This window comes from Pseudophaeobacter flagellatus (genome assembly GCF_021228235.1).
GTDB lineage: Bacteria > Pseudomonadota > Alphaproteobacteria > Rhodobacterales > Rhodobacteraceae > Pseudophaeobacter > Pseudophaeobacter flagellatus.
Map to the genome: position 1 here is coordinate 184,348 of NZ_JAJQRG010000007.1, position 22,702 is coordinate 207,049.

General features: G+C 58.2%; 21 protein-coding genes, 1 pseudogene and 1 riboswitch. Of the genes and pseudogenes, 8 read left to right on the forward strand and 14 right to left on the reverse strand.

Annotation, left to right across the window (positions count from 1 at the left end):
• Position 1: 1 nt before the first annotated feature.
• The 6 genes and pseudogenes from LRK71_RS14490 to LRK71_RS14515 all read right to left on the reverse strand — a co-directional run bounded on the left by LRK71_RS14490 (position 2) and on the right by LRK71_RS14515 (position 7,944).
• The gene (locus LRK71_RS14490; RefSeq protein WP_232404536.1) at positions 2–1,240 is read right to left on the reverse strand and encodes an aspartate kinase; all 1,239 of its coding nucleotides are present in this window, start codon (positions 1,238–1,240) and stop codon (positions 2–4) included.
• A gap of 116 nt (positions 1,241–1,356) precedes the next feature.
• On the reverse strand, positions 1,357–2,805 hold the full coding sequence (locus LRK71_RS14495) for a TrkH family potassium uptake protein (protein WP_232404537.1): 1,449 nt from the start codon (positions 2,803–2,805) through the stop codon (positions 1,357–1,359).
• A 185-nt stretch (positions 2,806–2,990) separates the two neighbouring features.
• Complete coding sequence (gene folE2 / locus LRK71_RS14500) at positions 2,991–4,094, reverse strand: GTP cyclohydrolase FolE2 (RefSeq protein WP_232404538.1); 1,104 nt, start codon at positions 4,092–4,094, stop codon at positions 2,991–2,993.
• Between the two features lie 194 nt (positions 4,095–4,288).
• Positions 4,289–5,479 (reverse strand): O-succinylhomoserine sulfhydrylase, encoded by a 1,191-nt coding sequence (gene metZ / locus LRK71_RS14505; protein ID WP_232404539.1) that lies wholly within the window; start codon positions 5,477–5,479, stop codon positions 4,289–4,291.
• A gap of 60 nt (positions 5,480–5,539) precedes the next feature.
• A riboswitch (SAM riboswitch) is annotated at positions 5,540–5,618 on the reverse strand.
• A gap of 1,149 nt (positions 5,619–6,767) precedes the next feature.
• Positions 6,768–7,188 (reverse strand): annotated as a pseudogene (locus LRK71_RS14510) (integrase core domain-containing protein); the annotation flags it as partial.
• A gap of 51 nt (positions 7,189–7,239) precedes the next feature.
• Positions 7,240–7,944, reverse strand: coding sequence for a winged helix-turn-helix transcriptional regulator (locus LRK71_RS14515; protein ID WP_232404540.1), 705 nt, complete (start codon positions 7,942–7,944; stop codon positions 7,240–7,242).
• Between LRK71_RS14515 and mddA the strand changes: the two genes are divergently transcribed.
• The 3 genes from mddA (at position 7,922) to LRK71_RS14530 (ending at position 10,535) form a co-directional block, all read left to right on the forward strand.
• Positions 7,922–8,833, forward strand: a complete 912-nt coding sequence (gene mddA / locus LRK71_RS14520; RefSeq protein ID WP_232404541.1) for a methanethiol S-methyltransferase — start codon at positions 7,922–7,924, stop codon at positions 8,831–8,833. The genes LRK71_RS14515 and mddA overlap by 23 nt on opposite strands.
• 1 nt (position 8,834) lies before the next feature.
• The gene (locus LRK71_RS14525) at positions 8,835–9,443 is read left to right on the forward strand and encodes an OsmC family protein (protein ID WP_232404542.1); all 609 of its coding nucleotides are present in this window, start codon (positions 8,835–8,837) and stop codon (positions 9,441–9,443) included.
• 408 nt (positions 9,444–9,851) lie between these two features.
• Entirely contained in the window at positions 9,852–10,535 is a 684-nt protein-coding gene (locus LRK71_RS14530) for a glutathione S-transferase N-terminal domain-containing protein (RefSeq protein WP_232404543.1), read from the forward strand.
• A gap of 92 nt (positions 10,536–10,627) precedes the next feature.
• On the opposite strand, the gene LRK71_RS14535 is transcribed toward LRK71_RS14530, so the two are convergent.
• From LRK71_RS14535 to LRK71_RS14550, 4 genes are all read right to left on the reverse strand, one after another.
• A complete protein-coding gene (locus LRK71_RS14535) occupies positions 10,628–11,257 on the reverse strand; it encodes an inner membrane-spanning protein YciB (protein WP_232404544.1) in 630 nt (209 codons plus the stop codon).
• Positions 11,258–11,324: 67 nt separating this feature from the next.
• A complete protein-coding gene (locus tag LRK71_RS14540; protein WP_232404545.1) occupies positions 11,325–12,227 on the reverse strand; it encodes an EamA family transporter in 903 nt (300 codons plus the stop codon).
• Positions 12,228–12,357: 130 nt separating this feature from the next.
• Positions 12,358–13,452, reverse strand: coding sequence for a signal recognition particle-docking protein FtsY (gene ftsY, locus LRK71_RS14545; protein WP_232404546.1), 1,095 nt, complete (start codon positions 13,450–13,452; stop codon positions 12,358–12,360).
• Positions 13,453–13,527: 75 nt separating this feature from the next.
• Entirely contained in the window at positions 13,528–14,175 is a 648-nt protein-coding gene (locus LRK71_RS14550; RefSeq protein ID WP_232404547.1) for a lysoplasmalogenase family protein, read from the reverse strand.
• 182 nt (positions 14,176–14,357) lie between these two features.
• Here LRK71_RS14550 and LRK71_RS14555 point away from each other — a divergent pair, with 182 nt between their 5' ends.
• Positions 14,358–14,771, forward strand: a complete 414-nt coding sequence (locus tag LRK71_RS14555; RefSeq protein ID WP_408636011.1) for a hypothetical protein — start codon at positions 14,358–14,360, stop codon at positions 14,769–14,771.
• Here the strand turns inward: LRK71_RS14555 and xseA are convergent.
• Positions 14,768–16,219 (reverse strand): exodeoxyribonuclease VII large subunit, encoded by a 1,452-nt coding sequence (gene xseA / locus LRK71_RS14560; protein WP_232404549.1) that lies wholly within the window; start codon positions 16,217–16,219, stop codon positions 14,768–14,770. The genes LRK71_RS14555 and xseA overlap by 4 nt on opposite strands.
• A 193-nt stretch (positions 16,220–16,412) precedes the next feature.
• Between xseA and purD the strand changes: the two genes are divergently transcribed.
• On the forward strand, positions 16,413–17,678 hold the full coding sequence (gene purD, locus LRK71_RS14565) for a phosphoribosylamine--glycine ligase (protein ID WP_232404550.1): 1,266 nt from the start codon (positions 16,413–16,415) through the stop codon (positions 17,676–17,678).
• A gap of 252 nt (positions 17,679–17,930) precedes the next feature.
• Positions 17,931–18,542, forward strand: a complete 612-nt coding sequence (locus tag LRK71_RS14570; RefSeq protein ID WP_232404551.1) for a LuxR C-terminal-related transcriptional regulator — start codon at positions 17,931–17,933, stop codon at positions 18,540–18,542.
• 694 nt (positions 18,543–19,236) lie between these two features.
• Here the strand turns inward: LRK71_RS14570 and LRK71_RS14575 are convergent.
• Positions 19,237–19,395, reverse strand: a complete 159-nt coding sequence (locus tag LRK71_RS14575; protein WP_232404552.1) for a hypothetical protein — start codon at positions 19,393–19,395, stop codon at positions 19,237–19,239.
• A 220-nt stretch (positions 19,396–19,615) separates the two neighbouring features.
• Positions 19,616–19,939 carry a 2Fe-2S iron-sulfur cluster-binding protein gene (locus tag LRK71_RS14580; RefSeq protein ID WP_232404553.1) on the reverse strand — a complete coding sequence of 108 codons (324 nt, stop codon included), beginning with the start codon at positions 19,937–19,939 and terminating at the stop codon, positions 19,616–19,618.
• Positions 19,940–20,187: 248 nt separating this feature from the next.
• On the opposite strand from LRK71_RS14580, the gene LRK71_RS14585 reads away from it, so the two are divergent.
• Both LRK71_RS14585 and LRK71_RS14590 read left to right on the forward strand, forming a co-directional pair.
• A complete protein-coding gene (locus tag LRK71_RS14585; protein WP_232404554.1) occupies positions 20,188–20,715 on the forward strand; it encodes a peptidoglycan-binding domain-containing protein in 528 nt (175 codons plus the stop codon).
• A 230-nt stretch (positions 20,716–20,945) separates the two neighbouring features.
• Positions 20,946–21,614 (forward strand): Crp/Fnr family transcriptional regulator, encoded by a 669-nt coding sequence (locus tag LRK71_RS14590; RefSeq protein WP_232404555.1) that lies wholly within the window; start codon positions 20,946–20,948, stop codon positions 21,612–21,614.
• A gap of 79 nt (positions 21,615–21,693) precedes the next feature.
• Here the strand turns inward: LRK71_RS14590 and LRK71_RS14595 are convergent, their stop codons facing one another.
• Positions 21,694–22,260: a thermonuclease family protein gene (locus tag LRK71_RS14595; protein ID WP_232404556.1), complete on the reverse strand. Its 567-nt coding sequence runs from the start codon at positions 22,258–22,260 to the stop codon at positions 21,694–21,696.
• Between the last annotated feature and the right edge of the window lie 442 nt (positions 22,261–22,702).

The following is a 22,702-nucleotide window of genomic DNA, read 5'->3' on the forward strand; positions in this document are numbered from 1 at the left end:
ATCAGGCTGCCTTATCCAATTCAAAAGCATCATGCAGTGCTTGGACCGCAAGTTCCATGTATTTCCGATCAATAAGAACGGAAATCTTGATCTCAGAGGTTGTAATGACCTTGATGTTGATACCCTCATCAGAGAGCACCTTGAACATTTTGGCAGCAACACCCGACTGCGAGCGCATGCCAATACCCACCACAGAGACCTTGGCGACATCCTTATCTGCCACCAGCTCGGCGTAGTTCAGCTCACCCTGTTCCTTGATGCGCAACAGCGCCTGATCGGCACGGCTCACCTGATCCGTTGGGCAGGAAAAGGTCATATCCGTGCGGCCATCTTCCGAGATGTTCTGCACGATCATGTCGACGTTCACGCCACCATCAGAAAGCGCATTAAAAATGATCGCGGCGATGCCTGGACGGTCAGCAACCGACATCAGCGTCACTTTGGCTTCGTCGCGGGAATAGGCCACACCGGCCACAACATTGGATTCCATGATTTCCTCCTCATCGCAGACCAGCGTACCCGCCGCGTCGGATTGTTCTTCAAAGCTTGAAAGAACGCGCAGTTTCACCTTGTAGCGCATCGCCAGCTCTACCGAGCGGGTCTGCAGCACCTTGGCCCCCAGCGAGGCCAGTTCCAGCATTTCTTCAAATGAGATCTTGTCGAGCTTGCGCGCCTTGCCGCAGATCCGCGGGTCGGTGGTATAGACGCCATCCACATCCGTGTAGATATCGCAGCGCTCGGCCTCGAACGCGGCGGCAAAGGCCACGGCGGTGGTATCAGACCCGCCTCGACCCAGTGTGGTGATACGCCCCTCAGCGCTGATCCCCTGAAAGCCGGCCACCACAGCAACACGCATGCCTTCGCCAAACTTGGCGTTGATGTTCTCCGGCGGGATCTCTTCGATCCGGGCCTGGCTATGGGCGCTGGTGGTTTTCAACGGCACCTGCCAGCCCTGCCAGCTGCGGGCGGGAATATCCATTTCCTGCAGGGTCAGCGCCATCAATCCGGCGGTGACATTTTCCCCGGATGACACCACGGCATCATATTCGCGGGCGTCAAACAGCGGCGACGTCTCATTGACCCAGCCAACCATCTCATTGGTTTTACCAGACATGGCAGAGACGATGACAATGACATCATAGCCCTTTGCCACTTCGACGCCAACACGTTTGGCCGCGCGTTTAATCCGGTCGAGATTGGCGACCGAAGTGCCGCCAAATTTCATTACTAGAACGGGCATGGGCAAAAGTCTCCGTGCGCTCGCTGTTTCCGATCAATGCCTCATAGGGGCTTGTGGTTTCAAGGGCAAGGCTATGGATTGTAGCGATACAAGCGCCAAAGGGCCTAATGCAGGGCCTAGGCGCGCCAAAACCGTACTGTAAGAATGGCATAAACCGCCATCAGCTCTAGCCGACCAATCAGCATGGCGCTGCTGAGGATCCATTTTGCCGCATCATTCAGCGAGGCGAAATTACCCGCCGGACCGATGGTATCCCCCAGACCAGGCCCCACATTAGCCACCGCCGTGGCGGCACCGGATATCGCGGTGATGAAATCCAGCCCGGTCAGCGCCAGGGCCCAGGCCACGATCCCCATTGTCACCACGAAGAACATGAAAAAAGAAATCACCGAGCTCAGCACATCTGATCCAACAGCGCGCCCCTGAAACCGCGGGGCAAAAACCCCATGCGGCGATCTGATGCGCTGGATTTGCACCCGGATAGAGGCAAAGAGCAGCTGATAGCGAAAGATCTTGACCGAACAGGCGGTAGAGCCCGCACAGCCGCCGATCAACCCGACAAAGAAGAACACCATAATCAGAAAGCTGCCCCATTTCATATAGTCGACACTGGCATAGCCGGTGCCGGATATGATGGAGGTGATGTTGAACAGCGCTTCGCGCACCGCCTGCTCGGGGTGATGCGGAAATATGGTTCCCAGGACGGTGGCGGTCACCGCGACCAGGATCGCAATCGTGGCAAGGAATGCCCGCACTTGACTGTCACTAATCAGCGGGTTCGCCTGGCCATTGATCAGCTGCACATAGCGCACGAAAGGCAGCGCCGCGAGGATCATGAAAACCGAGGCTGCATATTCTGGCGGACCGGAAAAGGTGCCAAATGACGCATCATAATTGGAAAACCCACCCGTCGACATCGTGGTCATGGCGTGGACCAGTGCATCAAATGAGCCCATGCCCAGGGCCATATAGACGACCATGCAGGTCACTGTGAGGCCCAGATAAATCAATGCGATCTGTTTCGCAATCGCCTGCGCCCGTGGTAAAATTTTCCCCATTGTATCAAAGGCTTCAGACTTGAAGATCTGCATACCCCCGACCCGCAGTTCGGGCAGGAAAACCATGGCGACCACAATGATCCCGATGCCCCCCAGCCATTGCAGGATACCGCGCCACAGCAACAGCCCCTTGGGCAGTGCATCCAGACCGGAAATCACCGTTGACCCGGTCGTGGTCAAGCCAGACATGGCTTCAAAAAACGCATTGGTAAAGCTGAGCTCGGTCGCCCCAAGCATAAAGGGCAGCGCGCCAAATATCGGCAGGGCAACCCAGACCAAGGTGGTCAGCAAAAAGGTCTGCTGGATGGACAGCCCTTTTTGCGTGGCGCTGCCACAGCTAAGCGCCATCAGCGCCCCCGCCAGCATGGTAATGATACCGCTTTCCAAAAAGACAGGCCAGTGGCCCCGCCCCTCCAGAAGGTCGGCAACAAAAGGGAACACCATCATGCCCCCCAAGATCACAACCAGAAGGCCGATCACATATCCAACGGGTCGAAAATCCAACATAAGAGGGAGCGTTGGCCCGCCACGGCGAAACTGTCAAGACACAGGCGGCGTATCCTCTGTGTCACATGCAGACGGGCAACGCTGCAAAGCAGACACCATCAACCGCCAGAACCAAAGCCGCATGGCGGTAAATACGCCACCAAACAGGTCTTTCAGGTCCGGCACCTGTAAATCCCTGTGCAGGATCAGCCCTGATGAATCAGGGTTGAAAACAGTTTCGGATCCAGGCTTGGCTGCGCAAAAAGCGCCCCTTGGGTCAAGATGCTGATGGCGTCGTGACTGTGCAGGCTTTCCTGGTGGCTGGCGACAACCCGGAAATCGCCAATGCGCGAATCTCCTTGCAGGACCTCGCAGAACAACCGGGCAGCATCCTCGACAAAGATCGGATTGGCGGCATTCAGCTCGGCAAAGGCCTGCTCATCCTCTCGTTTGACCATGACCTGTGTCTCGGTTGGCACAGCCTGGCGGCAATGGCCAATCAGATCCTCGAACCACAGACATTCGCCTGCGGGATCCAGCGCCACCGAAATCCGCGCCACAGAGCGTTGCGAATGCGGCGTTGCCAGCTGGCCGCGCGCCTGGCGGGCATGTTCACTCAGCTCCAGCGAACAGGGGCAGGTCGAGGAATAAACATAGTCCAGATGCATGATCTTGTGGCGCTGCCCCCCAGTCTGCACCAGTTCCAGCGCAATGTCGTAATATTGATAACCGGACAGACCAGAGCGCAGGCTTTCAATCCGCACCGGAAAGGAAAACCGCATTTGCAGCCGCGCATCCATACTGTCAAGATCCGTAAGGTAATCGCTCAGCGTGGCCTCCATCACCTCGAAACTAAATGTTTTTTCGGCGTGTTTGTAAAAGGATCGCATGATCCGAGACATGTTGATGCCCTTTTTCCCAGCCTCCAGGCTAACAGATCCGGTTATGCTGGTTTCCAATGTCTGATCGTTCCCATCTCGGCTGTGGAACCGGATCGGCAGGCGGAAATTGGAAATGCCAACATGCTGGATCTGCTCTTTCGCGCCGCGGATCAGGCTGGCAGGGCCATTTTGCAGATCGGGCAGGGTCGCACGATAAGCCTCATCCGATTTGAAATCCTGCGGGTAGCTGCGCGCCAGATCGGGATAATTGCTGACCGCACGCCCCGGCAAAAGCCGCGCCAGGGCCGGATCCAATTGTGCCAGTTCGGTCGGCGTGACCGTTTCGGCCCACTTGCGCAGCAGCGCCAGGGCTGCCTCGGCCTCTTGCTGATCCGGGACATCAGGCAGATCACGGTTGAGAATATTCATTGCACACAGCTCTCCGATTTGGCCACGCAATGCCCGCAGCCACATAATCTATTTATACCTTTACGTGGCAAACTTCAAAATGGATCACGCAAATACGGCAGGTTCCCCCCCGGTTCTGACGCCTTGGGTGAAAACAGGTTCACTAAGCGGCGCCCCCTCTCGCGTGAAAAGAGGGCGCCAAAGATAGCTGCAACCTAGCCCTGCGATGCCGCCAGAGCCTGGGTCAGATCCGCGATCAGATCGCCCGCATCCTCTAGCCCGACAGAGAAGCGCACTAGGCCCGAGGTGATGCCCAGTTCAGTCTTTTGCGCTTCGGGCAGCCGCTGGTGGGTGGTGGTGGCCGGATGGGTGGCGATGGATTTTGCATCGCCCAGGTTGTTTGAAATCACCGGGATAGTCATCGCATTGAGGAACTGAAAGGCCGCCTCTTTGCCGCCCTTCAGATCCAGCGCCAACACCGTGCCGCCATTGCCCTGCAGCTGGCTTTGCACCAGATCATGCTGCGCATGGGTCGCAAGACCGGGATAGATCATCCGCTCCAGTGCCGGATGACCAGTCAACTCGGTTGCGATCTTCAGCGCCGTCTCAACCTGTGCCCTGACCCGCAGTTCAATGGTTTCCAACCCCTTGAGCAATGTCCAGGCGTTGAACGGGCTGAGGCTGCCGCCGGTATGTTTCATATAGGGTTCAACCGTACCGCGGATGAAATCACGCGTCCCCAGGATCACCCCGCCCAGCACCCTGCCCTGGCCGTCGATATGCTTGGTAGCCGAATAGACCACCACATCCGCGCCCTGCGCGATGGCATCGGAAAACACCGGTGTCGAAAAGACATTGTCCACCACCACGGTGGCACCAACCGCATGGGCGATGCTGGCTACGGCGGTGATGTCGATCACCTCCAGGGTGGGGTTGGACATGCTTTCAAAGAACACCGCCTTGGTGTCTGGCCGCACCGCCGCGCGCCATTGCTCCAGATCAGTCCCATCGACAAATGTGACCTCAACCCCATAGCGCGACAGAATTCCTTCAAGAATATACAGACAGGAGCCAAACAGTGCCTTGGCAGAAACGACGTGATCGCCAGCCTTTAGAATAGAGGTCAGCGCACCGTTGACCGCCGCCATACCCGAGGCCGTGGCAAAGGCATCCTCCGCCCCTTCCAACAAGGCTATACGCTCTTCAAACATGGCCACAGTCGGATTGCCATAGCGCCCATAGATGAATTCATCCGGTCCAGTCTCGATAAAGCGTGCTTCGGCCTGTTCGGCGCTCTCGTAGACAAACCCCTGTGTCAGAAAGATCGCCTCGCTGACTTCGCCATACTGGCTGCGGCGTGTGCCACCGTGCACCAGCTTGGTGCGGTTGTTCCAGCTCTCACTCATGTCATGTCCTCCTGCGCCTGTTGCGCAACAAAAAACCCCCGTCCGGCCAAGCGAAAGGGGGTCCTTCACGTCCTGACCTCTTTAGCGGATTATTTATAGTGGCCCGCAATCCGGTTACAAATCGACCACAATCAGGGGAAAACCCCCTAATATTTCAATGCTTTAAGCCAAGAATCGCTCGAAATCCAGCATTGAAACAGCGTATGTTTCCCCTATTTCCCTGCATTTACGGCCATTCCCTTTTGATGGCATGCCCCCAAGGCATACCTAGACACTCAGGGCGTACCAAATAGCAGGGGCACTAATGAAGAGCGCTAGTTATCCAACGGACGCATCGCCTATAAGGCTCAAATCATCTTGAAACGCAAGGGGGAACCAACTTTCAGAGAATCCCGGCAGTTTCCTCGCCGCTCTAGCGCCAAGGCCTGGATGGAGAGAAGAGAAAAAGAGCTGTGCGAACCTGGCGCCCTGGAGAAAGCCTGAGGCCCCAAAACCACCCTAGCCGATGCCATATGCAGATACATAGAAGACCACATAAAGAGCTATGGAAAATCAAAGGCGCAAGTCCTTGCAAAATTGACCAAAACCGAATTTTCTCAAAAACCTGTGAAGAGATCACCAGTCAAAAGATCGGAGATTTCGCTAGAGAGCTTGGACAAGGACGCGCAACTTCAACGGTAGGAAACTACCTCTCGCACCTTGCCCCTGTGTTTCGGTTGGCTCGTCCGGCTTGGAATATCGACCTGGCCCCAATCGCCATGACTGATGCTCTCGCTGTCTGCAAACAACTTGGGCTCATTCCAAAATCGAATCGCCGCGATAGGCGCCCCCCCCTTGACGAGCTGGACCGACTCATGGCGCACTATGAAGACAGCGCAATCAGGGGTCACATGCCCATGCACAAGTCTATTGTCTTTCGCAATATTCTCGACCCGGCGCCAAGACGAAATAGTCCGAATAAGATGGGAAGATTTCGAACCTGAGAACAACAGGGTCTTGGTTCGAGATATGAAGAACCCAGGGGGGAAATCGGAAACAACGTCTGGTGTGAACGCACGCCCGAGGCGGTAGCTATTATCCATTCCATGCCATCAAGCTCAGAAAATGCCTCGATCTCCCCTATCGCGCCAATAACATCTCTGCATCCTTTATTCGCACTTGCGTTCTTCTGGGGATCGAGGATCCTTGTCTGTCGTCAGTTTTTTGGAACCACAGGCGGCCTAAACCAAGAGAGAGTGGGCTCATCTGGTTGGTTTGATTGTGCGGCGCGTTGGCTGTGATGCAAGCGTCACGCTTCGAGCGTCTTCTGTTTGATCCTTTCTTGTTGTTCCAAAATTGCCCTGCCAAGGCCAAAGTAGACATCGACTAGCGTAACGTTGTTCAGGCTCTCGTGATAACGCTGATGGTTGTAATGATCGACGAAGGTTTCGATCTGGGCTTAGAGAGCGCCGGGCAGGAAGTAGTTTTCCAGCAGGATCTGGTTCTTTAAGGTTTGATGCCAACGCTCGATCTTGCCCTGCGTCTGGGGATGATACGGCGCTCAGTGATTGCTTCCTGCCTTTGTCCTGCAGCGATTCAGCCAGATCGCCCGAGACGTAGCTGGAGCCGTTGTCGCTGAGTAGGCGCGGTTTGTGGACAACGTTGACCTGATCGCACCCTGACGCCTGTAAAGCCAAGTCCAACGTGTCAGTCACATTTTCCGCCCGCATGAAGGTCTGCTTTTTGACCAAAGGTCAGGGTCATAAACTGGACAAGGAAAATCAACCAGCTATAGAGGCGGACCGGACTCCGACAAGTGGAGACTGCGCCATCCAGTCCTGCGCAGTGTTTAGCAGGTGTCTAGGCCCGTCCAAAAATATGGTTTTGTCATTCACCGCCGATTGCAGATCCACATCCCCGAACCAAAGCGCTATCAGATTTGCGAGCGTCGTCGTCAAATAGACATCAACCTCATGCCCCGGATCGTCGATGCAAAGGTCGACCGCATCGCCGTTTGCAATCACCCACCATGAATTAAGATCGGCACGGTCGGATATTTGCACGAGGATGACGGTTTCCCCGTCGGGCAAGCCTGCGGTATTCAGCGTTCGGTGAAAATCCCACATGAACCCGCCGACATCACAATCTTGCGCCGCGATACTGCGTTTGCGCCACCGCATACCCCAGACAGCCATGTTTTCGACAATGGGCCCAAGTTCCCGGCCAGAACGCGTAAGCTTATATTCGGTCGCCTGACCAGATGGCGCTGCCTTTCGAATGATTATGTCAGCAGCCTCCAGCGTCTTTAGCCGCTTGCTTAAGATCGAAGGTGACATCCTTGGGATGGCCTTTTGAAACCGGCCGAACCGAGTCGTTCCTAGGAGCATCTCGCGCAACAATAACAGGGTCCATTTGTCGCCCAATATATCTGCGGATGCCATTGCCGGGCACAGGCTGCCAGATATGTTCTTCGTTTTTCCATCCATCTTGATAGCCTATAGTGATCATGGGCTTTCTGACTACTACGGATTGTGTAGTGGTTTGGTACAGAATGTGGAGTATCTCCAACCCATCTCAGCGCTCATCCTTGAGGCACGCCCGATTTCACGGGTGATTTCGCAATTTAAGGAGTTCGCCATGGGCCGCTCAGTTACATTCCTATATGGCATCTCTGCCTACGTCATCTTTCTGGTTACATTCCTGTATTCCATTGGATTTGTTGGCAACATTCTGGTGCCAAAATCCATTGATTCCGGCGTACAGGGGGCAGTCGCAACTTCAATCATAATCAATCTGGCGCTGCTGTCTGCCTTCGCGCTTCAACACAGCATCATGGCGCGTCCCGCGTTCAAACGCCTCTGGACAAAAATCATTCCCAAAGCCGCTGAACGCAGCACGTATATTTTAATGACATGTGCTGCCCTGATCCTGATCTTCGTGTTCTGGCAGCCGCTTGCGACACCAGTATGGGATGTCGGCAATACCGCCTTCGGAACGGTGTTGACCGTGCTGTTCGGGATCGGCTGGCTGGTGGTTTTGACATCGACCTTCATGATTGATCACTTTGATCTGTTTGGCCTGAAGCAAATCTACGCGAACCTGAAAAACCGAAACGCAACACATCCGGGCTTCCTCAAAGTCGGCCTATACAGATTGGTGCGTCATCCCATCATGACCGGGTTTCTGATTGCCTTTTGGGCAGCGCCAACCATGTCGGTGGGGCATCTTTTATTCGCGTTGGTGACCACAGGATACATCGTCATCGCGGTGCTTCATCTCGAAGAAAAAGATCTGATTGCCGAGATCGGCAATGACTATCGCGCCTATCAGCGTGAAGTTCCGGCGTTTGTACCCGGACTTGGGCGGGGGCGATAAAATGTCACTGGATCCCAAACACCTGAGCCACATCCTTTCTTTCGCAGAAAGACAGCAGACCAATATTTTCAACCGCCAATTACCACTGCGCAAGCTCTATCATGACACGCCGGATGCCGCTTGGGTGTATGACCATGCGACGACGGTTGATGTCCAGGTTCCCGCTGATCATCCAATCCACGGCCATGTCGTTTGCGGCGAAGGTGTGCCCTTGGATATCCCCGTATCCGTTCACAAAGCCGTCGGAGGCGAAAGCGATTTTCCATGCCCCGGCGAACTCCTTGCCGCTGCGTTGGCAAGTTGCCTTGATACGGCGATCCGCATGATTGCCAACCTCAAGGAGATAAAACTGAGCCACCTCGAAGTGCGGGTCAGTCTGGGTGCAGACGTTCGAGGGGCGCTGATGACAGGTGACGGTGTACCTGTTGGGTTTCAAAACGCGCATATGAAGGTCAACCTGAAAACGGAGTGTGATTTGTCAAAGCCGCATCTGAACGCGCTTATCGACGCCGCAGAACGCAGCTGCGTCATCCTGCAAACACTACGCGCCCCGCCAACCGTGCAAATTGAACGAAGCTTAAGTGATGTCGATGAAACAATAATCTGCTAAAATCGTGATTCTCAATCTCCCAATGCGGGCTCTCGAGTTGAGTTGGCAAACGGCAACTTTGTCCGTTCTGTGTGAGTTCACCGGCTCCAGAACCTCGCAGTCGCGGCGAACGGCAGAAACGGCGAGCTGCGCCGCAGCACAAATCCTCAGCTGATTGCGTCAAACGGCCAAGTTTGCAAAGGGCGCTTCCTGCGCTTTACTGACCTTGGTGCGTAGCCATCACAGGGTTGAAAAAGATTCGCGGACAGGCAAGCTGATCTGGCATCGGCAGCATTTGGCCTCTGTCGGACCCTGGCGGTCTGGGTCCGCGCGCCAGCCTGCCGATTGCGCAGACCAGACAGGGCAACCTTGTTCTTGCGCGCGGCACATGCTCTGCTTTGGCGCAACGCGGTTTACGAAGGACGGATCATGCAGGACCCAATTACGCTTTATTATTGGCCGACGCCAAATGGCTGGAAGATCTCTATCGCACTTGAAGAAATGGGCCTGCCCTATCGCGTCAACCTGATCAATATCTCCAAGGGAGACCAGTTCGCACCGGATTTCCTGAAAATCTCTCCCAATAACCGGATGCCCGCCATCATTGATCCGCAAGGGCCCGACGGCGCGCCCATCTCACTGTTTGAGAGCGGTGCAATCCTGCAGTATCTGGCACGCAAAACCGGACAATTTTACGGCGATACCGAACGAGAGCGGCTGGCCGTGGATCAATGGCTGATGTGGCAGATGGGTGGGCTGGGGCCGATGGCCGGTCAGGCGCATCACTTTCTGAAATATGCCCCGGATCCCATCCCCTATGCCCAGGATCGCTACCGGGCAGAGGTTATGCGGCTTTATGGCGTATTGAACCGCCAGCTGGCCGATCATCAGTTTGTGGCAGGCGACAGCTTTACCATTGCCGATATAGCGATCTGGCCCTGGGCCTCTCTCTGGGAGGGGCAGGAACAAAGCCTGGAGGACAAGCCGCATATGGCGCGCTGGTTGCAGGACCTATGGGCGCGGCCTGGCATCATTGCAGGGCGCAAATTAGAAGCCGAAAGGCGCGCCGATCGCTCTGACAGCCAGGCGCAGAAGGTACTGTTTGGCAAATGATCGCATTTGATCAGTCGCAGGCACCGACGGGATAAGGCATTGACAGTTGCCTAGGCTCTGGCCCCAGTGGTGCCGGATGAAGAGATCAGGGCCTAGACCTCTTTCTCATCGTCATCGGAAATACCATGTTTCTGAAAGACCTGCCCCTGAAACATGAAGAAGGCAAACATCGCCACCGGCAAACCAAAGGTCTTGAAATAGACCCAGGTGTCGGTGCTCTGGCTGCGCCAAATCGCCTCGTTTGCCACGGCCAAAGCCAGAAAGAACAGGCAGATGCGCCGGGTCAGGATCATCCAGCCCTCGTGTTCCAGCGGCATCAGCTCTTCCATCACCAGCTTTAGATAGCTTTGCCCCCGCAACAGCCCCACGCCCAGCGCACCGCCAAACAGCAAATAGATCAGCGTCGGTTTCATTTTGAAAAACCGCTCATCATTGAGCCAGACCGACAGCCCCCCCATGAAGACAACCAGCACCAGCGTCGCAATCTGCATCTTTGACAGATGCCCGGTCAGTTTCCACAGGGCCAGGGTCGACAGGATCATCAGCGGGATAAAGGCGGCCGTGACCACGATAAAGCCTTTGTATTCCTGACCTGCGATCAAGAACACATCCTCGCGCAGCTTCAGGTAACCGATGAAAAACAGCACAATAGGACCAAGCTCCAGCACCATCTTCAGGGTGGGATTGATCTGCTTGACTGCAGTTTTTTCTGGGCGCGTCATGGGCTCTCCTGTTGCTGTCTCTTTCCCCGATTGGGGCCTGTACTATGGGGCTGTATGCCGACTGAGATCAGCCACCCATTTCCACTATCACGGCCCCCAGCGCGATCAAAGCCATCAAGGCAATGCGCCGCGGACCAACGGTTTCCTTTAACACCAGCCAACCGATGAGCGCGGCAAAAACGGTGGAGGTTTCGCGCAAGACTGCAGCCTCGCCCACCTTGTCCAGCCGGGTTGCCAGCATCACCGCGCCAAAGGAGGCAAAGGCCACCAGCCCGCCAAACACCCCCCGCACGGCAAGTGGCGCCAGAGCTGGCCGATCGGCCATGCGCCGCCAGCGCAGATAGGCATAGGGCGGCAGCGCCAGGGAATCTATCAGGAAGAACCACGCAAGAAAGGTAAAAGGATCGGCAGTGGCGCGGATCCCATAGGCATCATATGTGGTATAAAGCGCCACGAAGAGACCTGTCACCAGCGCCAGAGCCATCGCCAGCCCAAGGGTGTCGCGTTCGGTCACCAGATATCGATAATTATAGGCCGCCAGCCCGAAAATTCCCGCCAGCAACACGCCGATACCGGCCCATTGCACCAGTGAAAACACCTCTCCGAATAGATAATAAGATCCGATGACGGTGAACAGCGGCCCGGTCCCGCGCACCACCGGGTAGACCACCGTATAGCTGCCCTTGGTATAGGCCAGCGCCTGCAACACCTTGTAGGTAATGTGAATAAGCCAGACCATAGCAAAAATCGGCCACATATGCGGTTCGGGCCAGGGCACCACAAACAGTGCAAAAGGCGCCGCCATCAACCCATAGGAGGCGTCAATTGACCCACGCGACAGCCAAGGATCGTGCTTGCCCTTTTGCAGCGCGCCAAAAACCGCATGTAAGAAGGCCGCCATCAGCGCCAGCCAAAGTGCCGCCTGATGGCCCGCCTCTGTGCCCTCAAGCGAGATCAGCCAGTCGCTCATGCCTTATCCATTGCTTGCACGGTCAGAGATTGGGGGTTTTCCACCCCCAACCCCCCGGAGGATATTTGCGGCCAAATGAAGCCTGGGCCCGGGAGACGACCAGGGGATGCAGGCAGGCGGGAGGCTGCGATCATGGGGTGCGGTCCAGACCGGTCAGTGCAGCAGCGAAATCTTCCGGGTCAAAGGCATCGAGGTCGTCGATCTGTTCGCCAACACCGATGGCATGAATGGGAAGGCCAAATTTATCTGCCAGTGCCACCAGCACCCCGCCCTTGGCGGTGCCGTCGAGTTTGGTCATCACCAAGCCAGAAACATCTGCCAGTTTTTGAAAGGTCTCGACCTGGCGCAGGGCGTTCTGGCCAGTGGTCGCATCCAGCACCAAGAGCGTATTATGCGGCGCGCTTTCGTCCTTTTTACGAATGACGCGGATGATCTTCGCCAGCTCTTCCATCAGATCCGCCCGGTTTTGCAACCGCCCGGCGGTATCGATCATCAGGAGATCAGCGCCCTCCTCTTGCGCCTTTGTCATGGCGTCAAAGGCCAGGCTGGCCGGATCAGAGCCTTCGGGCGCGGTCAGCACCGGCACGCCCGCTCGCTCTCCCCAGATTTGCAATTGTTCTACTGCGGCAGCGCGGAAGGTATCACCAGCGGCGATAACAACCTTCTTGCCTGCGCGCTTGAACTGACTGGCCAGCTTGCCAATGGTGGTGGTCTTGCCTGAGCCATTGACCCCAACCACCAGAACCACCTGCGGGCGATGTGGATAGATTGGCATCGGCTTTGCCACCTGCTCCATTATCCGCGCGATCTCGGCGGCCAGCAGTTCCTTGATTTCACGAGCTGATAGCTTTTTCCCCAAGCGTCCCTCTGCCATATTGGCAGTGACACGCAGGGCGGTATCGACCCCCATATCGGCAGCGATCAGCAGCTCTTCCAGCTGTTCGAGCATCTCATCATCAAGGGTGCGGCGTTGTTCTGTACCGCCGCTGCGCCCAATCAAGCGCCCCAGAATGCCGCTTGGTTTTTCTGCATCCGGTGCGGCGGCAACCGGGGGTGTTTGCGGCGATGTCGCTTCGCTCGGCGCGGGGTCGGTGATCGGGGCAGAGGGGACGGGCGCAGCTGGGGGCTCAGCGCCGTTGCCCTCTTCGACAATGGCGTCCAGCCCCGCATCCAGTTTGGAAGAGGATTTGAACAAGCGCTCCTTGAGCTTTGAGAAAAACGCCATCTGGGCCTCCGCAAAAAGGTTTCCCCTTCACCTAATGCGGATTGTACCCGGTTGCAAAGCGGATGCGCCCCTTGGTCAGGAAAAAGACAGATAAAACCCCGCCTGCGCCCCCCAGTAGAGAGGCCAGACCACATAGGGCAGCTTTCGGCGCAGCGGATGCTGCGGCGAAAGCACAAAGGTTTCAAAGGCAAGCGCCACATCCGAAGCCACAAAGGCCAGAGCCGCCGGCAGCACCCAGACCAGCGCTGGGTCCGTCAGGGTCAGCGCCGCCAGCCCCATGGCAAGGATGATCGGGATATAGCCCAGCACCGGCCCCCGTAGCTGCCCCGCAACAGGTGCCAAAATCGCTGCCATGCCAAACCCCAGGAGTACAAGGACCGAAGTGAGCCCAAGGCCAGGCAGGGTCCAGATCTGGCGCAGCACGGCGCTGTCATCGCCCAGAAACAGTGCTACATAGGCCAGATGCCCCATCGCAAAGGCCCCAACCCCGGCCATGAACATCGTCTCGCCGCTGCGCGACAGGCAATAATCCCCCAGGGCGCAGCCCCCCAGCCCCACCACCAGCCAGAACGGCGCGCCCGAGGCCAAAGCCGCTACAGCAAGGAACGCCACCGCCGCCGTTTTAAGCAGACTACGCAGCGCACTGGGGGCACGGACGGTAAAGCCAAGATAGGCCAGCGCCGCCACCCCTGCCACTGCCTCGATACATGTCACTGCAACCATCTTATGCCCTCCGCACTCCGTCTCTGCCCTATTTGTCGCGATTGCCGGGCCAGGTCAAAGGCAACCCCAAGGCAAATCGACAAGAAAACAACCGCGCAGGTCCACCCCCGTTTGCACAGTGCCCTTGGCGCTAAATTCTTGGCCTGGCCCCTGCGCTCTGACACAGTTGAGCCATGCGCCAGATGTTGATTCCCTTTGCCATCCTGCTTGTCTTTTTGGCCGACCTGGCCATACGGCCCCTGCCGTCCCAGGCAGCAGAGCCAATGGGCGCTGCCGAATTTGACCGCTACACGCAGGGCAAAACGCTGTTCTACGGCTTGGATGGCAGCCCCTACGGGGCTGAACGCTACCTGCCCAACCGTCGGGTGATCTGGTCCTTTCTCGATGGCCGCTGCCAAGAGGGCATCTGGTACCAAGAGGCAGACCTGATCTGTTTCGTCTACCAAGACCAGGGTCCGCCCCAATGCTGGAGCTTTACCCTGACCCCCGATGGGCTGAATGCACGGTTCCAGAACGATCCGCAGGCAACCCATCTGTATGAGGCAAGCGAGGTCGACCAAGAGATGATCTGCCTCGGCCCAGAGGTTGGTGTCTAGGTCGCGCCTTCCTGGGCAGACCTCTGTGCCGTCAAATCAAACTCGCCGTCGGCAAATTCAATACGCAGCCCACTGGCGGCGGCGGCCTCTTTGCGGCTGGTGACAATTGCATCTTCACTGCGCACCACGGCATAGCCCCGCGCCAGCGTCCCCTTATAGCTCAGGATATCCAGCTGGCGTCCGGCCGATTTCAGCTGTTGTCGGTTGCGATCCAGCCGCAATGTCTGGGCGGTTTCCAGGGCAGTTACCAGCCGGGCCAATTGCACAGTCTGGCGCGCAGCCTCCTGGGCAATGGGGCGCAGGCTCAGCCGCGTCGACAGATTGCCCAGCCGTTCGCGACGAGAGTCCATAAGATGACGCAGGGTTGCCGGGCGCAGCGCCGCAGAAGCCCGGCTAAGGGCAACATGACGATTCTGCACCCCCGCAATCAGGGCGCGCGGCAGCCGGTCAGAGACATGATCCAGGCGCTGGCGCGGCGTGTCCAATAGGCTCTCGGGGCGAGGCATGGCGCGGGACAGGTCGCTCAGCCGCTGGCGGCGCTGCTGCACCGCCTGATTTGAGGCCCGCAACAGCCGCGCGCCCTGATCCTCTACCCAGGCCATCAGCTCCATCCGCACCGGCACCGCCAGTTCAGCCGCCGCCGTAGGTGTTGGCGCACGGCGATCAGAGACAAAGTCTATCAGCGTGGTATCAGTTTCATGGCCCACTGCCGAAATCAGCGGGATCTGCGAAGCCGCAGCCGCGCGGGCCACCACCTCTTCATTAAAGCCCCAAAGATCTTCAATGGCACCGCCACCGCGAGCAACAATGATCAGATCGGGACGCGGCAAGGCCCCCCCCGGGGTCATCTGGTTGAAGCCCTCGATGGCGCGGGCCACTTCCGACGCGCAGTTGCTGCCCTGAACCGCCACCGGCCAGACCAGGACCTTGCGCGGGAACCGCTCGCGCAGGCGGTGCAGAATATCGCGGATCACCGCACCAGATGGCGAGGTCACAACACCAATGATATGCGGCAGATAGGGGAGCGGTTTCTTGCGTTCCGGCGCAAACAGACCCTCTGATTCGAGCTGTTTCTTGCGCTTTTCCAGCAAGGCCATCAGAGCCCCCTGCCCCGCGACTGCCACCTCATCCACATTCATGTTGTATTTTGACTGCGCCCCAAAAGCGGTGAGCCGCCCGGTAACCACCACCTCCAGCCCCTCTTCCGGCACCACGGCAAGGCTGGAAATTTGCCCCTTCCAGGTGGTGCAGGCCAAGACCGAGCGATCATCCTTGATGTCGTAATACAAATGGCCTGAGCGTGCCTTGAACACCCGGCCCACTTCGCCGCGCACCCGGATGCGGCCAAAGGTTCCCTCTAGCGTGCGCTTTACCTCGCCCGCGATTTCGGAAACGCTGAATTCCGGGGCGTTCTGGCCAGGTTGGGGGTCGTCAAATAGGTCGGACACGCGAGGGGCACTCCTGCGGCAAAGTTTGCGTTCTGAACTCGCAGAACCTGCGGGTTCTTGTTTTGCGGGCTCGCGCAGCATAGAACCCGCCGCAAGCAAGACAAGCCCCGGCGCGCGGCTTCGGGGTTCATGGGCGCAACTGATTACGGTCTCTGCCACAGCAGCGCCGGGTCAGCAGATCGGAGACGACGCAATGAATATTCTTATCCTTGGCAGCGGCGGGCGCGAACACGCCCTGGCCTGGGCTGTGATGCAAAACCCAAAATGCGACAAGCTGATCGTCGCGCCGGGCAACGCCGGGATTGCCCAGATCGCGGAATGCGCCGACCTCGACATCATGGATGGGGCCGTAGTCACCAATTTCGTCGAAGCAAATGCCATCGGCTTTGTCATCATCGGCCCCGAAGCCCCCTTGGCAGCCGGGGTTGCCGATCGGCTCCGCGATGCGGGTGTTCTGGTCTTTGGCCCCTCCGAGGCGGCGGCGCGACTGGAGGCCTCCAAGAGTTTCACCAAAGAGGTCTGCGATGCGGCACAGGCCCCAACCGCGGGCTATGGGCATTTCACCGATGCCGAGGCCGCCAAGGCGCATATTCGTAAACATGGCGCGCCGACAGTGGTCAAGGCCGATGGGCTGGCCGCCGGCAAAGGCGTGATCATCGCCATGACCGAGGCCGAAGCCGAGGCCGCCATTGACGATATGTTTGGCGGTGCCTTTGGTGGCGCCGGCGCCGAGGTGGTGATCGAAGAATTCATGGAGGGCGAAGAGGCATCGCTCTTTGTGCTGGTTGATGGCGAAGAGATCCTGTCTATTGGCTCTGCCCAGGATCACAAACGCGTCGGAGAAGGCGACACCGGCCCCAACACTGGCGGCATGGGGGCCTATTCGCCCGCGCCGGTGCTGAGCGCTGAAATCGAAGCCCGCGCCATGGAGCAGATTGTCAAACCGACAATGAAAGTGATGGCAGAGCGCGGCACACCCTACCAAGGCGTGCTCTATGCCGGGCTGATGATCAAGGACGGCCAGCCCCGGTTGGTGGAATATAACGTGCGCTTTGGCGACCCTGAATGCCAGGTTCTGATGATGCGCCTGGGCGCACAGGCGCTGGATCTGATGCAGGCCGCCGCCGAGGCACGCTTGGCCGAGGCCCAGGTGAACTGGGCCGACGATCACGCGATTACCGTAGTCATGGCTGCCAACGGCTATCCCGGCGCCTATGAAAAGGGTAGCCTGATCAAAGGCCTGGATGCCCTGCCCGAGGATAGCGCCAATATGGTCTTTCACGCAGGCACCGCGCAAAAAGACGGCGCGATCATTGCAACCGGCGGACGGGTTTTGAATGTAACGGCCCGGGGTGACACCCTGCAAGAGGCCCGCGATCGCGCCTATGCCATGGTGGATCAGATCGACTGGCCGCAGGGTTTTTGCCGCCGCGACATCGGCTGGCGTGCGCTGGACTAGCGCCCGACCACCTCTCACGCTGGCTGACACAAGTTGACTGATAGCTGGGCCTGCCTCGCCTGTGCGCCCGCGCCAATGGCGTGCCTCTTGGTGGGCTCAACCGAGGCGGGGCGTATTACCCGGGCGCTCGACAGGCGCGCCGTCCCGTCCGGGCGGTGCCTGCGCCTTGGGTGGCAATTCAGCGCGGCTGGTCAAATCTGTTTGAACCCGCGCCCTTAGCGGCTACAATCGGCATAAGCTCTTGGAGGGACGATGGAACAACACCCCTGCTCTGATACGCTCGACCCCCTTTTTGCAACCCGGGATCTGGCGAAACTGGCCTTTGACTTTGCCCCTGTTGGCCTTGTGGTCACCGAAAACCGGGTGGTCCGGGAATGCAATCAGCGCTTTTGCGAAATGTTCGGCTATCCGCGTGAGGATCTGCTGGATCAGCTTTTTGCCTTCCTCTACCCATCGGAGGAGGAATTCCAGAACCTGCGCACCCGTGGCGACAAAAATCTGAGCGCAGGTAATCCCTATTGGGACGAACGGGTCATGCGACGCAGGTCTGGCGAATTGTTCTGGGTTCGGGTGCGCGGCCATAGCTTCACCCCCAACACCCCATTGGGGCGCGCCGTCTGGAGCTTTGTCGATCTGTCCGGATCCCGCCCCTATCTGCCGCTGACCCGCCGCGAAAGAGAGGTCTATTCCCTGCTTGGCGAAGGCCAGACCAGCAAGGAAATTGCCCGGTCTCTCAATCTCAGCTACCGCACCGTAGAGGTCCATCGCGCAAGGCTGCTGAAGAAAATGGGGGTGAACAACACCGCCAGCCTGTTTTCTTCGCTGGGGAATATTGGCGGCGATCACGTGGTCGCACAGCGATAGCCCTTCGCCCCCGGATCGCCCTGTTTGGAGGGGCTGCGGGTTTCGCTTCGGTATCATGCCATCTTTGTCAGAGCCCCCGCGAAGTGCCGCAAACCGGGCAACAAGGGGAGCTCCCGCGTGCCCTGGCATTCAAAGAATGCCGCACCCTTGGGCCGAGCGCCGCGCCAAGGCGCGGCGCGGTGGCTGCTATCGCGACCCAAATGTCAGGCCCACAGGCTGGCCCACAGGCTGGCGGAACACAAGCTGGGGGGAACTAGGCCGACTGATCACGAGCCGACCAATCACAGGCTGACCGATCATAGGCGATCCAGTGCCTCCTCCAGGCTGGGTGGCCCGGCAAACGGGCGATATCACGGCGGTGGACCGCTCCATCCCTCAGCTGTATTGAAACCAGCCGCTGCCAACTTACATCCACCAGCCTCCCAGCACCGCAGTCGCACAGCCCGGAGGTAATACGACCCGATGGCTGATTACCCCGGCTGAGCGGCAACCTAGGTGAGACTGCCATCATTGGACCGCCAGATACGCAGAGGGCAGGCCAGATATGGGCGGTCAATATAGGCAATCCCGGTAAACCCGTCGCCATTAAGATCTGCCGCCCCTATCGGGGCCAGCCAGAGAAAGCGGGGGCCTATGGCAGGCGTGTTCGCAACATCCCCCCCTGCTGATCATAGATCGCCAATTCCGCGCCCAGTCAGACATCACTTTCGACCAAGCTGATCGCGTGTTGCCCATCACCATCCAGATCGGCCAGACCTAGGGCAAGATCTTCAAACATCCGCGTGCTGGGCAAGGTCACGCCTGCTGAGCCAATCCGCACAACGGCATCACGCCCCGCACCTGTGTCACCCATATTGCGCCAATAAATAAGAAGACGGTCGCATCCTATCCGCCCCCAAGCACGCCATGCGGTTAATAGCGGGGCGGATCAGAAAACGCGTCGGCGGGAATCTCAGCTGCCAGCGGCGCCGCGCCAGCAACACCTACCGCAAGCGCCAGAATATGCAGCGCGCGGCGCATAAGACGGGGCCAAGGGCGAAGCGGTAGATGCCGCGCCCTGGCCCCAAAGAGCATCAGATCTGCTTTTCAGGCATCTGCACGACCAACCCGTCCAGGGCATCGCTGACCTTGACCTGGCAGGTCAAGCGCGAGCGGACAGGGTCCGGCTCGAAGGCAAAATCAAGCATATCCTCTTCCATGTCATCCTTCACCGGGAGCTTTTCAACCCAATCAGGATGGATGTAAACATGGCAGGTGGAACAGGCGCAGGCGCCGCCACAGTCTGCTTCAATACCTGGAATGTTGTTGTCGCGAGCCCCTTCCATCACGGTCAGGCCATTGGCCACATCCACGACATGTTTGGTGCCATTGTGTTCGACATAAGTGATCTTTGCCATCGTCGGTTCTTCCCCTTCTCGGTTCTTAGCTGAATATGTAGCCAAGGCCCCGCCCCGGCACCAGCCCAATTTGCGACAACCAAAGGCCTCTGCCTATCCGCACCGCCACTGTTCCATATTTGTTGCATGCCGGTTCGTCACACGAACCAGATACAGGCACAATCCCACCTTTGCGCCCTCTGCAAATCTGGTTTAGTCTCCGCCCAAAGGGCGCGGCAAAAGCACCCAAAGGGATCGAGCACCAAGCCATGAGCACACCTAACAGCTTCCTTGTTGCGGCCCTGTCGCTGACCGCGCTGCTTGGCCTGACGGCCTGCATCCCTGCCGATCCGTCAGCCCCGCCGCCGACCGGAATGGTTTCCCGCCCCGTCGCCCCGCCTGATGCGCCCCCCGGCACCTGCTGGCACCGCAACACCAGCCCCGCCGTGATCGAGACCGTCACCGATCAAGTCATGGTTACACCGGCACAACAGAATGCCACAGGCCAGATCACCCGCCCCGCCGTGTTTCGCACCGTAACCCGGCAAGAAATCGTTCAGCCGCGGCGCGACAGCTGGATCGAAACACCCTGCCCGGCAGAGATGACCCCAAGCTTTATCGCCTCTGTTCAACGCGCCCTTGCCGTACGGGGCTATTATCGCGGCGCCCCCACCGGGCGAATGGATCGCGCCACCAGGATTGGCCTGCGCCGTTACCAGAAAGAGACAGGGCTGGATAGCAGCACGCTCTCACTTGCGACAGCACGACAGTTGGGACTGGTGGCCATCGCCCGGTAAGACATGACGCCCCCCGCGACATCCCCTGCCTTGTCGCCGTCCCGCCCGCCAAATAGGCCGCCGCGCCAAAGGGCAGCCAGAGCAAACGCCGGAGTTTCCCAAACCGCCGCGCTCTGCTAGAAGCCTCCAGCAACAGGTAGCGGCGCCAGTTCCGCCCCCGCCTGCCCCTGTGCGCCAGCTCTTCCAGCCAGCCTAGGCAAGTAACGCAACACTGACGGAGACCCGATCCTATGCGAAACGACCGTTTGCCAGAAACCGGCTTTTTGTCTGCCGCTTCGGCCCCACTGCGCGAAATGCTGGAAAGTCAGGCAAGCGAGCTGCGTCTGTCCAATGGCGAGGTCCTGTTCGAACAGGGCGACACGGGGGATGCCTTTTATGCCATCATCGAAGGCTCTCTGGAATTTTCCACCCTCTCGGCAGCCGGGCGTAAGCTCTCGCTTGATCTGATGCGCCCCGGTGCCGTATTTGGGGAAATCGTGCTGTTTGATCCCGGCCTGCGCACCGCAACGGTTACCGCCGCCGAACCCAGCAGGCTGCTGCGCCTGCGCAATCGCGATATTCTGGCCCAGATCCAACAGCAGCCCGAACTCGCCGGAGACCTGCTGCGCCTTGCCGGGCAGCGCATGCGCTGGATGAATATGCAGTTGAATGAACAGGTGTTTTTGCCAATGCCCGTGCGTCTTGCGCGCAAGCTGCTGTATTTGACGCCGGACAATGGCAATGGCCGCCTAGCCCTGTCACAGGCCGAGCTGGCAGAATATGTTGGCGCCACCCGCGAGGCCGTTTCAAAAACCCTGTCGAATTGGAAACGCAGCCAGTTGATTGAAATCAGTCGTGGCGGTCTGCAGATCCTGGACCGCAGCGCTCTGGCGCTCTTGGCCGAACCGGAATCAATCTAACCCCGGACCAGCCGCCTCTCAAAACCGAACCTTGAAAACCAGGGTTCGGAATACAGGCTGGACCGCCTGATGCTGCCGACTATTTATGCGCCCGGCGCCAGTCCGATGGCGAGGCAGTGGCGGCCTGCCAAATCCCCAGGTTTGCCGCCTGTGCCTGGGCTGCTTCGGCCTGGTAGTAGCCCTGCGTATCATCTGCCCAGGCCAACCCTTCCGAGACCAGTTGGGCGCCAATGTCTGCGCCATCCGCCTTGCAGGATGCCACGTAGTATCCATAATTGTCTTGATCGTTGCTAAAGCATTCAACCCGGTCAGCCGCGCGCAGAATATCACGCATACGGTCCTCTGCCTGCACAGCGCATTCCCAAAGCATGCCTTCGGCAGTGTTGCAACGCTGCGCAATTTCAGGCGCATCAATTCCGGCCAAGCGTATGCGCAAATTCCCCAAAGCCAGGGAATCACCCTCTACGATGCGAAAGGCACCGCCGGGCACCGACAGCAGCGGATCCATGACAGCAGCCAGCTGCTGTATGCCGCTGAGCTGTAAAAACACCTTCGCCGAGGCGGAATCTCCCAACGGCAGATCAGAGGCGGCAGCTGTATTTGCAGCCAGAGCAAATAAGGCGCTTACAATGGTTTTTTTCATCATCAGGTGGCCACTCTTGTTGTGGGTTAGGTCATCGTCCAACCAGACAGTGCACCCAAAGAGGCCAAGAATCCGTTAACTCTTGCCAGGTTATCGACAGGGGATTGCTTCATTTCTTGCCAAAAGGCGGGTGAATAAAATTCAAAACCGCCCCCCGCTGTGAACCAGATCACAGATTGGCCTGCTCGATCCTGCAATAGTCACTGCAAGACAGACATTCTCATTCCATCCCGATGACTGCCTGTTCCAATAAGAGCCATATGCCCGCCAGCATATGGCTCTTTCCCTTTTTATACCGGGCGGGTTCGATCATCCTGCCCGAAGCATGCGTAATTGGGCTGACCCTGATTTGAGGTCGAGCTCCCGTTAGGATCGCAGGATATCTGTGAGCAAGGGAGATAGACGATGGAGTATTTTGCCGGACTGGATGTGTCGCTGCGGTCAT